This window comes from Starkeya sp. ORNL1 (genome assembly GCF_012971745.1).
Classification (GTDB): Bacteria; Pseudomonadota; Alphaproteobacteria; order Rhizobiales; family Xanthobacteraceae; genus Ancylobacter.
Window position 1 is genome coordinate 3516098 of the sequence record NZ_CP048834.1, and the last position, 14545, is coordinate 3530642.

General features: G+C 66.5%; 13 protein-coding genes. 6 read left to right on the plus strand and 7 right to left on the minus strand.

Going from position 1 to position 14545, the window contains the following annotated elements; genetic code table 11:
• Positions 1–40: 40 nt before the first annotated feature.
• Positions 41–2740: a pyruvate, phosphate dikinase gene (ppdK, locus tag G3545_RS16720; RefSeq protein WP_170014414.1), complete on the minus strand. Its 2700-nt coding sequence runs from the start codon at positions 2738–2740 to the stop codon at positions 41–43.
• A gap of 301 nt (positions 2741–3041) precedes the next feature.
• On the opposite strand from ppdK, the gene G3545_RS16725 reads away from it, so the two are divergent.
• Complete coding sequence (locus G3545_RS16725; protein ID WP_170014415.1) at positions 3042–3437, plus strand: DoxX family protein; 396 nt, start codon at positions 3042–3044, stop codon at positions 3435–3437.
• A 6-nt stretch (positions 3438–3443) separates the two neighbouring features.
• Here G3545_RS16725 and G3545_RS16730 read toward each other — a convergent pair whose 3' ends face one another.
• Both G3545_RS16730 and glyS read right to left on the minus strand, forming a co-directional pair.
• On the minus strand, positions 3444–3587 hold the full coding sequence (locus tag G3545_RS16730) for a DUF3096 domain-containing protein (RefSeq protein ID WP_170014416.1): 144 nt from the start codon (positions 3585–3587) through the stop codon (positions 3444–3446).
• Between the two features lie 194 nt (positions 3588–3781).
• A complete protein-coding gene (gene glyS / locus G3545_RS16735) occupies positions 3782–5833 on the minus strand; it encodes a glycine--tRNA ligase subunit beta (protein ID WP_170018124.1) in 2052 nt (683 codons plus the stop codon).
• A gap of 260 nt (positions 5834–6093) precedes the next feature.
• Here glyS and G3545_RS16740 point away from each other — a divergent pair, with 260 nt between their 5' ends.
• Positions 6094–6519, plus strand: a complete 426-nt coding sequence (locus G3545_RS16740) for a nuclear transport factor 2 family protein (RefSeq protein WP_170014417.1) — start codon at positions 6094–6096, stop codon at positions 6517–6519.
• A 7-nt stretch (positions 6520–6526) separates the two neighbouring features.
• Here the strand turns inward: G3545_RS16740 and G3545_RS16745 are convergent, their stop codons facing one another.
• Complete coding sequence (locus tag G3545_RS16745) at positions 6527–7468, minus strand: glycine--tRNA ligase subunit alpha (protein WP_170014418.1); 942 nt, start codon at positions 7466–7468, stop codon at positions 6527–6529.
• Between the two features lie 123 nt (positions 7469–7591).
• On the opposite strand from G3545_RS16745, the gene xseA reads away from it, so the two are divergent.
• From xseA to moeB, 3 genes are all read left to right on the plus strand, one after another.
• On the plus strand, positions 7592–9160 hold the full coding sequence (gene xseA, locus G3545_RS16750; protein WP_170014419.1) for an exodeoxyribonuclease VII large subunit: 1569 nt from the start codon (positions 7592–7594) through the stop codon (positions 9158–9160).
• 69 nt (positions 9161–9229) lie between these two features.
• Positions 9230–9454 (plus strand): DUF2093 domain-containing protein, encoded by a 225-nt coding sequence (locus tag G3545_RS16755; RefSeq protein ID WP_170014420.1) that lies wholly within the window; start codon positions 9230–9232, stop codon positions 9452–9454.
• Between the two features lie 37 nt (positions 9455–9491).
• The gene (gene moeB, locus G3545_RS16760; protein WP_170014421.1) at positions 9492–10343 is read left to right on the plus strand and encodes a molybdopterin-synthase adenylyltransferase MoeB; all 852 of its coding nucleotides are present in this window, start codon (positions 9492–9494) and stop codon (positions 10341–10343) included.
• Between the two features lie 133 nt (positions 10344–10476).
• Here moeB and G3545_RS16765 read toward each other — a convergent pair whose 3' ends face one another.
• Both G3545_RS16765 and G3545_RS16770 read right to left on the minus strand, forming a co-directional pair.
• A complete protein-coding gene (locus G3545_RS16765; protein WP_170014422.1) occupies positions 10477–11655 on the minus strand; it encodes a patatin-like phospholipase family protein in 1179 nt (392 codons plus the stop codon).
• 194 nt (positions 11656–11849) lie between these two features.
• The gene (locus G3545_RS16770; protein WP_170014423.1) at positions 11850–12851 is read right to left on the minus strand and encodes a D-glycerate dehydrogenase; all 1002 of its coding nucleotides are present in this window, start codon (positions 12849–12851) and stop codon (positions 11850–11852) included.
• Positions 12852–13105: 254 nt separating this feature from the next.
• Between G3545_RS16770 and G3545_RS16775 the strand changes: the two genes are divergently transcribed.
• Positions 13106–13633, plus strand: coding sequence for an SH3 domain-containing protein (locus tag G3545_RS16775; protein ID WP_170014424.1), 528 nt, complete (start codon positions 13106–13108; stop codon positions 13631–13633).
• 11 nt (positions 13634–13644) lie between these two features.
• Here the strand turns inward: G3545_RS16775 and G3545_RS16780 are convergent, their stop codons facing one another.
• Positions 13645–14484 (minus strand): N-acyl homoserine lactonase family protein, encoded by an 840-nt coding sequence (locus G3545_RS16780; RefSeq protein ID WP_170014425.1) that lies wholly within the window; start codon positions 14482–14484, stop codon positions 13645–13647.
• Positions 14485–14545: the final 61 nt, after the last annotated feature.

Consider the following 14545-nt stretch of genomic DNA (forward strand, 5'->3'; position numbering starts at 1 on the left):
ACGCAGTCCGGGCCTCAAGGGATGTTGAAGCCGCGCGACCTCACGCGGTCCCGGCGGTCTCCTTGACCTTCCCTGTCGACTTGCTCTTCAGCGCCGCCTGCGCGGCGGCGAGGCGGGCAATCGGCACGCGGAAGGGCGAGCACGACACGTAATCGAGCCCGACCTCCTCGCAGAAGGCCACCGAGGCCGGATCGCCGCCATGTTCGCCGCAAATGCCGAGCTTGATGTCCGGGCGCACCTTGCGGCCGCGCTCGGTGGCGATCTTCACCAGTTCGCCGACACCGTCACGATCGAGCGTCACGAACGGATCGGCCTCCAATATGCCTTTCTGCACATAGGCACTGAGGAAGGTGCCGGCGTCGTCGCGCGAGATGCCATAGGTGGTCTGGGTGAGGTCATTGGTGCCGTAGGAGAAGAACTCCGCGGTCTCGGCGATCTCGTCCGCCTTCAGCGCGGCGCGCGGCAATTCGATCATGGTGCCGACCTGATAGACCAGCTTCGCGCCGGTCTCGGCCTCGACCTTCCGCGCAGTGGCGTCGATCACGTCCTTGACGATGTCGAACTCGCGCTTGCCGGTAATCAGCGGCACCATCACCTCGGGCACCACCGGCTTGCCGGTGGTCTTCTCGGCCTCAACTGCCGCCTCGAAGATGGCGCGGGCCTGCATCTCCGCGATCTCCGGGAAGGCGATGGCGAGCCGGCAGCCGCGGAAGCCGAGCATCGGGTTGAATTCCTCGAACTCCTTCTTGCGGGCGGTGAGCTTGGCGACGCTCACGCCCAGGGCTTCCGCCACCTCGGCGATCTCGGCCTCGGTGTGCGGCAGGAATTCGTGCAGCGGCGGATCGAGCAGGCGGATCGTCACCGGCAGGCCGTCCATGATCTCGAACAGCTCGGTGAAATCCTGTCGCTGGAACGGCAGCAGCTTGGCGAGAGCGGCGCGGCGGCCCCTCTCGTCGTCGGCCAGGATCATCTCGCGCACCGAGCGGATGCGCCCGGCATCGAAGAACATGTGCTCGGTCCGGGAGAGCCCGATGCCCTCTGCGCCGAACTCCTTGGCGGTGCGGGCATCGAGCGGGGTCTCCGCATTGGCGCGCACCTTGAGGCGGCGCACGCTGTCGGCCCAGCCCATCAGCGTGCCGAACTCGCCGGACAATTCGGGCTGGAGCATGCGCACCGCGCCGGCCATCACCTGGCCATTGCCGCCATCAAGGGTGAGGATGTCGCCCTTCTTCAGCGTCACCCCGCCGGAGGTGATGGTACCTGCGGCATAATCGACCCGGATCGTGCCGGCGCCACACACGCAGGGCTTGCCCATGCCGCGCGCCACCACGGCGGCGTGCGACGTCATGCCGCCGCGCGTGGTCAGGATGCCCTCGGCGGCGTGCATGCCGTGAATGTCCTCGGGCGAGGTCTCGATGCGCACCAGGATCACCTTGTGGCCCTGCGCCTTCAGCCGCTCGGCCTCGTCCGCCGAGAACACGATCTCGCCGGAGGCGGCGCCGGGGGATGCCGGCAGGCCGCCGCCGATCACCTGGCGCTCGGCCTTGGGATCGAGCATCGGATGCAGCAGCTGGTCGAGCGCGGCCGGCTCGACGCGGGAGATCGCCTCTTCCCGGGTGATGACGCCGGCTTCGGCGAGTTCCACCGCGATGCGCAGCGCGGCCTTGGCGGTGCGCTTGCCGGAGCGGGTCTGCAGCATCCACAATTTGCCGCGCTCGACGGTGAATTCGAGGTCCTGCATGTCGCGATAGTGCTGCTCCAGCACGCCGGCGACGCGGGTGAACTCGGTGAACACCTCCGGCAGCGCGGTTTCCATGGACGGCTTGTCGGAGCCGGCCGCCTTGCGCGCGATCTCGGTGATGTTCTGCGGGGTGCGGATGCCGGCCACCACGTCCTCGCCCTGGGCATTGATGAGGAACTCGCCATAAAGCGCGTTCTCGCCGGTGGACGGATTGCGGGTGAAGGCGACGCCGGTGGCGGAGGTGTCGCCCATATTGCCGAACACCATGGCCTGCACGTTCACCGCGGTGCCCCAGCTCTCGGGGATGGAATGCAGGCGGCGATAGACGATGGCGCGCTGGTTCATCCAGGAACCGAAAACCGCGCCGATGGCGCCCCAGAGCTGGGCGTGCGGATCCTGCGGGAACGGCGTGCCGAGCTCGTGCTGGACCAGCGCCTTGTAGCGCTTCACGATTTCCTTCCAGTCATCGGCGGAAAGATCGGTATCGAGATTATAGCCGTTGTCGGCTTTGAAGCCGTCCAGCACCTCCTCGAAATGATGGTGCGGGAAATCGAGCACCACGTTCGAGTACATCTGGATGAAGCGGCGGTAGCTGTCATAAGCGAAACGGGCATCGCCGGAGCTGGCGGCCACCGCTTCCACCGTCCCGTCATTGAGGCCGAGGTTCAGCACGGTGTCCATCATGCCGGGCATGGAGGCCCGGCCGCCGGAGCGCACCGAGACCAGCAGCGGGCTCGCCGCATCGCCGAAGGTGCGGCCGGTGAGCCGGCCGACATCGGCGAGGGCGTCCGCGACCTGCGTCTTCAATTCGTCCGGATAGGCGTTGCCGTGCGCGTAATACCAGGTGCACACCTCAGTCGAGATGGTAAAGCCGGGAGGCACCGGCAGGCCGAGATTGGACATCTCCGCGAGGTTGGCGCCCTTGCCACCCAGGAGGTTGCGCATGCCTGCCGCACCTTCCGCGGTGCCGTCGCCGAAGGTGTAGACCCATTTCGTCATGTGGTGGATGCCCCGTTGGCGCAAGGCCGGCGGCCTTTACGCGGCGTGGAATGGAAATTCCGGAAACGGCGATAAATCTCGTCGTATCAAGGCTATGGTGCCCGCCCAGGCAACCCGCCCGGACGGCTTTTCCACCATACGGTCTAGCCGTTCACGCGTTCCGGTTCAATCCATCCCTTCGCACTGCAGCGAGACAGACGTGCGCACCGGAACGTGAGCACGCGGCGCGTTGTCGCGGAAGCGGCGTTACGGCACCTTCGCAAGCGGCCGGGAGCCAGTGCAACATAATCGGGGATTGTGCATGTCCATGGAAACGACCTTGGCGAGCTGGACGCCGCGCGTGCTGAGCCTTTTGCGTTTCATGTCGGGGCTGCTGCTGTTGCAGCACGGCACCCAGAAGATCCTGTCCTTCCCGCCAAGCGGGCGGCCACCCGTCGAGATCGCCTCGCTGACTGGCGTGTCAGGCCTCATCGAGCTGGTCTGCGGCACATTGCTGGTGCTCGGCCTGTTTTCGCGGCCAGCCGCCTTTATAGCTTCGGGCTTTACCGCGGTCGCCTATTTCATGGTGCATGCGCCGCAGAATTTCTTCCCCATCATCAATGGCGGGGAGTTGGCTGCGCTGTACTGCTTCGTCTTCTTCTACCTGTTCTTCGCCGGCCCCGGGCCGTGGAGCCTCGACGCGCAGCTGAAGAAGTGACCAGAGCTAGAATTTGCCCATGAGCCCGACGACACCGATAAAGATCAGATAGATGGCGACGATCATGTTCAGCAGGCGCGGCATGACCAGGATCAGGATGCCGGCGATGAGGGCAACGATCGGCTGAATCGTGATGATGTCGAGGTGCATGGGGACGGGCTCCGCGGGGTGGCCTGCGGAGAACGGCCGCAGGTAAGGGAAGGTTCCCTGACGCCTTATTTTACGACGTCATCCCGAGGCGCGAGCAAAGCGAGCCTCGAAGGATGCTGAGCAGAAGACGCCCATCTGTGTGAGCATCCTTCGAGGCCCGGGCTTTGCCCGGGCACCTCAGGATGACGTTCGCTTCAACCCTCGATGCGGTCGAAATCGGCGATCGACCGGGTCGCGGTGCGGATGTCGGCGAGCAGGCGCAGGCGGTTGGCGCGCAGCACGGCGTCAGGGGCGTTCACCGTCACTTTCTCGAAGAAGGCATCGACCGGGGCGCGCAGCGTGGCGATGACACTCATCGCGCCCTCGAAATCCTCCCGCTCCAAAGCGACATTGATGCGCGGAACGGCGCTGGCGATGGCATCGGCCAAAGCGCGCTCCTCCGGCTCCTGCAGCAAGTCGGCGTCGACGAGGCCCGCATAGGAGACGCCGTCCTTCTTCTCCTCGATGCGAAGGATGTTGGCGGCGCGCTTGTAGCCGGCCAGCAGGTTCTTGCCGTCATCGGTGGCGAGGAAGCGCCCGAGCGCTTCGACGCGGCGAACGACGATGAGCAGATCGTCCTGGCCTTCGAGCGCGAAGACAGCGTCGACGAGATCGTGCCGGGCACCCTGCTCGCGCAGGTGCACCTTCAGGCGATCGGCGAAGAAGGAGAGGAGGTCGACATCGACCAAGGCACCGAGCCGCAAGCGCAGCCCATTCTCGAGCACGATCCGCACCACGCCGAGCGCCGCACGGCGGAGCGCATAGGGGTCCTTGCTCCCCGTCGGCTTCTCGTCAATCGACCAGAAGCCGACCAGCGTGTCGATCTTGTCGGCAAGCGCCACCGCCACCGAGACCGGCGCGGTTGGCACGCGATCCGACGGCCCCTGCGGCCTGTAGTGCTCCTCGGACGCTGCCGCGATCTCCTCGGGCAGGCCTTCGAGCCGAGCGTAGTACTTGCCCATCAGGCCCTGCACCTCAGGGAACTCGCCGACTACCTCGGTCAGTAGGTCCGCCTTGGCGAGGCGGGCGGCCTTCCCGGCTAGGTCTGGATCGGCGCCAACCCGCGGCGCCAGTTCACGCGCCAACCTGACGATGCGCGCGATGCGCTCCGCCTGCGAGCCCAGTTTCTCGTGGAAGGTGATGCTCTCGAACTTGCCCAGCCGGCTCTCTAGCGTCGTCTTCCGATCCGTGTCCCAGAAAAACTTGGCGTCGGACAGGCGGGCGCGGATCACGCGGCCATTGCCGGCGACGATCGCCGTGCCGCCATCGCTGGCGACGAGGTTCGACACCAGCACGAAGCGGTTCGCCAGCCGGCCGCTCGATGGATCCTTCAGCACGAAGCACTTCTGGTTGGCGCGGATGGTGGCGCGGATCACCTCGTCGGGAATGTCGAGGAAGCGCTCCTCGAACTCGCCCAGCAACACCACCGGCCATTCCACCAGCCCCGCGATCTCCTCCAGCAGGCCGGCGTCCTCGACCAGTTCCAGTCCCTGCGCCAGCGCGAGATCCTTGGCGTCGTTGAGGATGATGTCCTTGCGCCGCTCGCGATCGACCACGACATGGGCGGCTTCCAGTTTGGCCATCCAGTCGTCGAGCCGGCGGACCTTGATCTCGCCCTCGCTGAGGAAGCGGTGGCCGCGGGTGACATCGCCGGACTTCAGCCCGTCAATCTCGAAGCGCACCACCTCCGGCTCCTCGGTCTCCGGACCGAAGGTGCAGAGTACGGATTGCAGCGGGCGCACCCAACGAAGGCTGCCGGGCTTCGCGGATGCTTCGCCCCAGCGCATGGATTTCGGCCAGGGGAAGGTGCGCACGATCTCCGGCACGATGTCGGCGATCACCTCCGGCGTCGGCCGGCCGTGCTTGTGGATGCGGGCGACATAGAACTCGCCCTTCTTCGGATCGGACTCAACGATCGCTTCATCGAGTGAAGCCAGCCCCGCCGCCTTGAGGAAGCCCTGGATCGCCGCCTCCGGCGCGCCGACGCGCGGGCCCTTGCGCTCCTCATGGGTGTCCGGCTGGCCGGCAGGCAGGCCATGCACGGCGAGCGCGAGACGGCGCGGCGTTACGAAGGCCTTGGCGCCCTCATAGACCAGGCCGCGCTCCACCAGCGCATCGGTCACCAGCTTCCTGAGATTGTCCGCCGCGGTGGCCTGCATGCGCGCAGGGATTTCCTCGCAGAACAGTTCGAGCAGGAGATCAGGCATTGCGGCGGCCACCATGTCGGCACCCCCGACAGGGTTGCCGGAGAAGTCGGGGGCGAAATTGCCCAGCTTCAGCGCGCCGTCAAGGCCAGGGACCACGCTAACAGGGTTTGATTGGACGGCGCTGCACGTTTGGCGCGATAATCCCGCGTTCGCGACCTGGGGCATGATGCCGAAAAGTGCGACGCGGTTTTCGGACGACATCATGCGCCCACTTTGGGAATCGATCATGTTCACGAACATGATCCTGGGGGAGGCTAGCCATGAGCGACGTGGGGAGTGAAGACAATGTTGCGCGCGTGAAGCGCGCTTACATAGCGTGGGATGCCTGCAAGGCCGGCGATTGCAGCATGTGGCATGCAATCGTGGATGATAATGTCCGCCTCAACACGATCGGCGCAGACGAGGTCGGGCTCGAATTCACCCGGCCGGGACAGGGCCGCGAACGGCTGAGCGCCTATCTCGACCAGTTGCGCGACACCTGGACGATGCAATTCTTCCGCCCCGAGGTGTTCATCGCCGATGGCGACAAGGTGGCGATGTTCGGCCGGGCCAGCTGGACCTTCAACGCCACCGGCAAGACCGCAACGGTCGGCATAGCGCACCTCTGGCGCTTCGAGGACGGCAAGGCGGTGGAGTGGACCGAGATCTTCGACGGCGCCGCAGCCGCGGCTGCGGCACGGGCTTAGGGCGGGTTTAGGCGCCCGCACCACCCGCGGCGGTCGCCAGCCAGGCGGCGCCGCAGGCCTTCGCCAGCTCGCGCACGCGCAATATGTAGCTCTGCCGCTCGGTGACGGAGATGACGCCGCGCGCATCGAGCAGATTGAAGACGTGGCTCGCCTTGATGCACTGGTCATAGGCGGGCTGCGCCATGAGATGGCGGGTCTTCGATCCGTCGGCCCACCCGGCTTCGAGATATTTCGCCGCCGCGGCCTCCGCCATGCGGAACTGCTCCAGCAGCATCACCGTGTCGGCGTGCTCGAAATTGTGCCGCGAATATTCCTGTTCGGCCTGCAGGAAGACGTCGCCATAGCTGACCTTCTCTGCCCCCTCGCGGCCATTGAAGTTCAGGTCGTAGACGTTCTCGACGCCCTGCACATACATGGCGAGGCGCTCGAGCCCATAGGTCAGTTCGCCGGAGACCGGGGCGCATTCGAAGCCCGCGACCTGCTGAAAGTAAGTGAATTGCGAGACTTCCATGCCGTCGCACCAGCATTCCCAGCCGAGGCCCCAGGCGCCCAGGGTCGGGCTTTCCCAGTCGTCCTCGACGAAGCGCACGTCGTGCAGATGCAGGTCGATGCCGATGGCGTCGAGCGAGGCGAGATAGAGCTCCTGAAGGTCCGGCGGCGAAGGCTTCAATATCACCTGGTACTGGTAATAATGCTGCAGCCGGTTGGGGTTCTCGCCATAGCGCCCGTCCTTCGGGCGGCGCGAGGGCTGCACATAGGCCGCCTTCCACGGCAGCGGCCCGAGCGCGCGCAGCGTGGTGGCCGGATGGAAGGTGCCGGCGCCGACCTCCATGTCGTAGGGCTGCAGGATCACGCAGCCCTTGTCCGCCCAGAAGCGTTGCAGCGCGAGAATGAGGCCCTGGAACGACCGGTCGGGTCGCATGTGAGGCGGCAGCGAAGGGTCGATCATGAAATTGGCGCCAGGCGGGTTCATTGAGGCGGCGCAACCTATTCCGCGCCGGGCAAGGGATCAAGGCGGCGTCTTCCCGCCCCTTGGTTTCCGCTTGCGGCCAAAACATCTAAGACTGCATCCATGGTCGACCCTATCGAATCGCCGGTTTCCAACAATCCCGACTGGACGGTGTCGGAACTCTCCGGGGCGCTGAAGCGCACCGTGGAGGACGCCTTCGGCCATGTGCGCGTGCGCGGCGAGATCTCCGGGTTTCGCGGCCAGCACTCTTCGGGCCACGCCTATTTCTCGCTGAAGGACGCCGGCGCCCGGCTCGACGCGGTGGTGTGGAAGGGCAATTTCGGCCGGCTCCGGGTGAGACCGGAGGAAGGGCTGGAAGTGGTCGCCATCGGGCGCGTCACCACCTTCCCCGGCAAGTCGTCCTACCAGATCGTCATCGAGCAGATCGACTATGCCGGTGCCGGCGCCATCATGGCGATGCTGGAAGAGCGTAAGCGCCGCCTCGCCGCCGAGGGGCTGTTCGCCACGGAGCGCAAACGCCGCCCGCCCTTCCTGCCAGCGGTGATCGGCGTCGTCACCTCGCCGACCGGCGCGGTGATCCGCGACATACTGCATCGCCTGAACGACCGTTTCCCGCGCCGGGTCATCGTCTGGCCGGTGCGGGTGCAGGGCGACACCTGCGGGGCGGAGGTCGCCGCGGCGATACGCGGCTTCAACGCGCTTGCCCCCGGCGGCGTGGTGCCGCGGCCGGACGTGCTGATCGTCGCCCGCGGCGGCGGCTCGCTGGAAGACCTGCTCGGCTTCAGCGATGAAGCGGTGGTGCGCGCCGCCGCCGAGAGCGACATCCCGCTGATCGCCGCGGTCGGCCACGAGACCGACGTGACCTTGATCGACTTCGCCGCCGATGTGCGGGCGCCGACCCCGACCGCCGCCGCCGAGATGGCGGTGCCGGTGCGCGCGGAACTCGTCGCCGAGGTGGAGGGCCTGCGTGCCCGGATGCGGGCCTGCATGACCCGCGGCCATGACCGGCGCCGGGCCGACCTGAAGGCGATCGCCCGGCATCTGCCGAGCGGCGAGGCGCTGCTGGCGGTGCCCCGGCAGCGGCTCGACATCGCTTCGCAGCGCCTGCCCAAGGCGTTGCGCGCCAATACCGCGGCGCACCGGTTGATGCTGGTCCGTGTCGAGGCGCGCTTCGGCGTCGGCCGGCTCAATGCGCTGATCGAGCGGCGGCGCGAGCGCTTCACGCTGTTTGCCGGGCGGCTCGATAGTGCGCTCAAGGCCAATGCCCGCGCGCATGGCGAGCGTATCGGCCGCGCCCGCGAGCGGCTCGGCACGGCGGGCGAGCGGCTGCCCCTCGCCTTCGCCCGCCAGCTTAGCGAGCGCGGACGCCGCCTCGATGCACTGGGCAAGATGCTGAACGCCCTCTCCTATCAGGGCGTGCTGGCGCGCGGCTTCGCCCTGGTGCGCGATGCCTCAGGCACCCCGGTGCGCCTTGCCGCCAGCCTCCAGAATGGCGACGCGCTCGATATCCAGTTCGCGGATGGCTCCGTGCCGGCCGTGGTCGGCGGGCCGGGAACCGTCGTGAAACCGCCTACGCCCCCACGCCGCCGAACGGCGAAAGCCCGCGACAAGGACGCGCGCGAGACGGGCTTGCGCTCGCCGCCCGACCAACCCACCTTGTTCGAGAATTGACAGGCGCTTGTCGCCGCCTGCCCCGGCGCTTTATGCTGGGATCAGATCGATATCAGGAACTTATAGCGGATGAACCGCTTCGAACGCTTTCCCTCCTCCTCGCGCGAAGCCGAGGTGCGTTATCTCGATGGCGACTTCCGCGTCGTGCGGCCCGGCACCTTCGTGCGCTGCGCGGTGACCGGCCAGCCCATCCCGCTCGACGAGCTGCGCTATTGGAGCGTCGACCTGCAGGAGGCCTATTCCAGCCCGCAGGCGGTGATGGCGCGCCTCCATCCGGAGCGTGGCGCGCGCTGAGTCTGGTGCCCGGCGCAGGTGTGGCTATATAGGCGGCATGTCCACTGACGCCCCCGCCAGCTCATCCCCGCCCGCCCGCGCCGCCGCCTTCTCGCCCGAGGAGGTGGAGCGCTATGCCCGCCATATCATCCTCAGGGAGATCGGCGGTCCCGGCCAGCAGAAGCTGAAGCGCGCCCATGTGCTGGTGATCGGCGCCGGCGGGCTCGGCGCCCCGGCGCTGCTCTATCTCGCCGCCGCCGGCATCGGCCATCTCACCGTGATGGACGATGACGAGGTCTCGCTGTCCAATCTGCAGCGGCAGGTTATCCACACCACCCCGAATGTCGGCCAGCCCAAGGCGGCGAGCGCGGCGGAGATGATCGCGGCTCTCAACCCGCATGTGGTGGTGGAGGCAGTGGCCGAGCGCATCACCGCGGAGAACGCGCTGGAGCGCATCGCCGCCGCCGATGTCGTGATCGACGGCTCGGACACCTTCTCCACGCGCTATCTGGTGGCGGATGCCTGCGCTCTGGCGAAGCGTCCGCTGGTCACCGCCGCGCTCGGGCGCTTCGACGCCACCGTGACCACGATCCGCGCCCACGAGACGCGCGCCGACGGCACGCCGAACCCAACCTATCGCTGCCTGTTCCCCGAACCGCCGCCGCCCGGAACGGTGCCGACCTGCGCGGAAGCCGGCATTCTCGGCGCGCTTGCCGGCATCGCCGGTTCGCTCATCGCGCTGGAGGCGATCCGCGCCATTGTTGGCTTCGGCGAGGGGCTGGTCGGCCGGCTGTTGATGATCGACACGCTGACCATGCGCTTCGAAACGCTGGATTATGCCTGGGATCCGGACAACCCGCTCACCGGCGAGACGCCGACGATCACGGATCTGTCGGCGCACCGGCGCTGAGCGCTTACTGCTTGAGCATCTTTCGAGGCTCGCTGCGCGAGCACCTCAGGATGAGGTCGCTCTTAAATACGACCTCATCCTGAAGCGCCCGGCAAAGCCGGGCCTCGAAGGATGCTGAAGCCGGAAAAGCCTCTCAATTATACAAACCCGGCGGCACGTCGTGCCAGTCGCCGCCGCGGCGGCCGGCCTCGTACCCGACCTGGTAGAGCGCGTTCATGTAGGAGCGTTCGAACACACCCTGCTCCTTCATGGTGAAGCTGTCGGGGATGAAGCCGAGCTGGAATTTGTATTTGAACTTCTGCGCGAAGCGGTAGCTGTCGAGCACGGTGCCGTAGGTGTCGCTCTTCATCAGCGTGTCGAAGCCGCGTGCCGCGATGGCGAAGGTCGAGCGCTTGGTCAGGTCGAAGTCCGGCGAGAATTTCTTGTTGAGCAGCACGTAGAAGCTGCGCGACTGCGCCGTACCTACGAAATCGCCGCCGGCCGCCGCCACCTTGGTCGGCACCGCCAGCACCTGCATGGTAGTGCCGCCGTCGACATGCATCTCCTGGAAGGTGCGCCCGTCGCGCACTACGTCGATCATCATTGGCTCGAAGGCGCCGGGAATGCTCGCCGAGCCCACCAGCACGCGGCGGAACAGGTCGACCGAACGCGGGTTTCCGCTGTCCGCTATGGCACCCATGTCCCACATCACCGGGCGCTGGGCGTCGAGATTTGTGGTCAGCACCAGGAGCCGCCGGCCCTTGCGGTGTTCCTCGGCGACCCGTGCCAGGAAGGCGGCATCGACATATTTCGCCACCATGCGGCGCAGCGGATCGGTGCTGTAGACGCCCTCACGGAACAGCCCGGCGATCGGGTTGCCGGAGAGGATGTCGTTGAAATCGGTCTGGGTATAGACCTCGGTCAGCATGTGGTCATAGGCCGAGCCGAGAAAGGCGAAGGGCGCGATCAGCGCACCGGTGGAAACGCCGGTCACTACGGAGAATTCCCGTGGCCGGCTGCCCTGCTCCGACCAGCCGTTCAGCAGCCCCGCGCCATAAGCGCCGTCCTCGCCGCCACCCGAGATCGCCATGATGGAGTAGTCGCGGAAGCCGGCGCGGTCGCGCGCGGCGCGAAACTGGCGCAGCGCCGGCGCAAGTTCCGCCATCGAGCCATCGGCCCAGATGCGCACATGCGGAATGCCCATGGGCAAGCCCATGGTGGCATCGGCTTCGGTGTAGGGGGTACGCGGCAGCGAGGAGCACGCCGTCACCGCGACGAGCAGAGCGAGCGCGCCGACGAGGCGGGGCAAGGAACGCAGCCGGGCGAGGAACATGCGGGACACTCGGGCGGGAGGACGAGACCTTGCTATGATCAGGAGATGCAAATTAACGCAGCTTGGCGCCGTGCGCTGTGACACTGCGGCCACAGCGGCGCCTCTCTTCCGAACGGTGTTTGCAAGGGCTTAATGGCGGAAACGTGAGTGACCCGCCTCGCAATAGCGACCTCATCCCAAGGCGCCCGGACGGACTAGATCATCGACGGCAGCACTTTGTCCGGCGGCCGGTGGCCGTCCATGAAGGTCTTGATGTTCACGATCACCTTCTCACCGGTGTCGATGCGGGCCTCGACCGTCGCCGAGCCCATGTGCGGCAGCAGCACCACCTTGCCCTGCCGGGCGAGCTTCAGCAGCTTCGGGCTTACCGCCGGCTCCTGCTCGAACACGTCGAGCCCGGCGCCGGCGATCTCGCCGGTCTCGATCATGCGGGCCAGTGCGCTCTCGTCGATCACCTCGCCGCGCGCGGTGTTGACGATGTAGGCGTCCGGCCGCACCAGCTTCAGCCGGCGGGCGGAGAGCAGATGATAGGTCGCCGGGGTGTGCGGGCAATTGACCGAGAGGATGTCCATGCGGGCCAGCATCTGGTCGAGGCTGTCCCAATAGGTGGCTTCCAGCTCCTCCTCGATCGCCGCGGGCAGCGGACGACGATTATGGTAGTGGATCTGCAGGCCGAACGCCTTGGCGCGGCGTGCCACCGCCTGCCCGATGCGGCCCATGCCGATGATGCCGAGACGCTTGCCCCAGATGCGGTGGCCGAGCATCCAGGTCGGCGACCAGCCGGGCCACACCCCATCCTCCTCGGTGAGCAGCGCAGCACCTTCGGTGAGGCGGCGCGGCACGGCGAGGATCAGCGCCATGGTCATGTCGGCGGTGTCCTCGGTGAGGACGCCGGGCGTGTTGGTCACGGTGATGCCGCGGGTGGTGGCGGCGGTGACGTCAATATGATCGACGCCGTTGCCGAAATTGGCGATCAGCTTGAAATTCGGGCCGGCCTGGCCGATCACCGTGGCGTCGATGCGGTCGGTGATGGCCGGCACCAGCACGTCGGCGGTGTTGACCGCCTCGATGAGCTGGGCCTGCGTCATCGGAGTGTCTTCGACGTTCAGCCGGGCGTCGAATAATTCGCGCATCCGCGTCTCGATCTTGTCGGGCAGCTTGCGCGTAACAACCACGAGCGGCTTCTTGCGGGCCATTGCAATCCCCGTCGGCGATCAAGGTCCCGTTAACGCTAAAAGCCGACACTCGGCCGCTGTCGGGATGGGGTTCCTTAGCAGACGGGTCGGCTAAAGACAAAAGTGCGAGGGGCGGCAGGCTGCCGTCTTGACGGAGCCTCCGGGGCGGGCTCCTTTCGCAGCGCTCAGCCGGCGGACGGACAGGTGGTTTGACCATGCGGAATGGCAGGAACAGGCAGGCGTCGAGGCTCTTCCTCTCGGCGCGAGGCTGCGTCATGGCATTGGCGCTGCTGGCTTTTTCGGAGCCGCTGCTCAGCCTTGCCGATTCCCACGCGGCGCGCGCGCAGGCGCAGGACAATGGCCCGGTGGGCCGCACCAGCGGCTTGCCGGTGCCGCGATTCGTCAGCCTCAAGGCCGACAAGGTCAATGTCCGCTCCGGCCCGAGCAAGGACCAGGGCGTCGCCTGGGTGTTTACCCGCGCCGGCCTGCCAGTGGAAATCACTGCGGAGTTCGAAACCTGGCGGCGCATCCGTGATTCGGAAGGCGCCGAAGGCTGGGTCTATCACTCCATGCTCTCCAGCCGGCGCACCGCCGTGGTCGGGCCCTGGCTGAAGGACAGCGCGGTGGCGCTGCACGCCAAGGCCGACGTTGGTTCCGGCGTCAAGGCCAAGGTCGAGCCGGGCGTGCTCGGCAGCGTCAAGGATTGCGACAGCCACTGGTGCCGCTTCTTCGGCGACGGCTTCGACGGCTTCATCGAGCAGGAGAAGCTGTGGGGCGTCTATCCGAACGAAAAATTCGAGTGAGATAACATCCACTAGGCGAAGACCTGGCGGTGATCGAGACGCGACGGGCCTTCCGGGTCGTGCGCCGGAAGAATGATGGTCGGTTCGTTGGTGGCGAAAGCCTTGATGGCCTTCAGGGTCGCGACGGAAAGCGCGGGATCGTTGGTGACCCCGTCCGCCTTCTCCGCCCGCAGATTCGCCTCGTCATAGGTGGCGTCGCCGGCGAGGAAGTACGTGACGTCCTCGGCCCGCACCACCACCGCCACATGACCCCTAGCGTGTCCGGGCGTCGGCACCAGGAAGATGCGCCCATCCTCCGTAATGGGGTGCGACGAGGCGAACGGGCCGACCGGTGGACCATCCATCTCCACCAGTTCGGGGCGGAACCAGATCGGCCAGCGCTGCGGCAGGCAGCCCATCATCATGCCCTTCAGGCCCTTCGAGACCTCGTAATTCTCGCGCGGCGCAATGATCCGGTTGTGCGGGAAATGGTCCAGCCCGCCGGTGTGATCGTGGTGGAAGTGGGTGAGGATCACCGCTTCCAGGTCGCGAGCGGGGTCGAGGCCGAGGGCGGAGAGGCGCGGGCCAATCTCCTCCTGGGGAGCTACCCGGATTGAGACCTCCTTGGTGAAGAAGGGATTCCAGCGCGGGAGATATCCGGGCACCGAGTTACGCCAGGTGTCGCCGGTGTCGACGAGGAACCGGCCTTCGGGATGCTCGATAAGAAAGCACAGGATCGGCAACGGGCTGACCCAGTTGCGATCACGGAAGATGTCGATCTTGCGCTGGAAGCCGTTACGCCCGTCCTGTCCGGTGCGCTGCGCCGTCTTCATGCGCGCCTTGCCGGTTTCTATCGCCGTGACGCGGATCATCGCGCCCTCCATAAAAAACGAATGACCGTTCTTTTATAGATTTAAGCTTCAAACTTGTAAA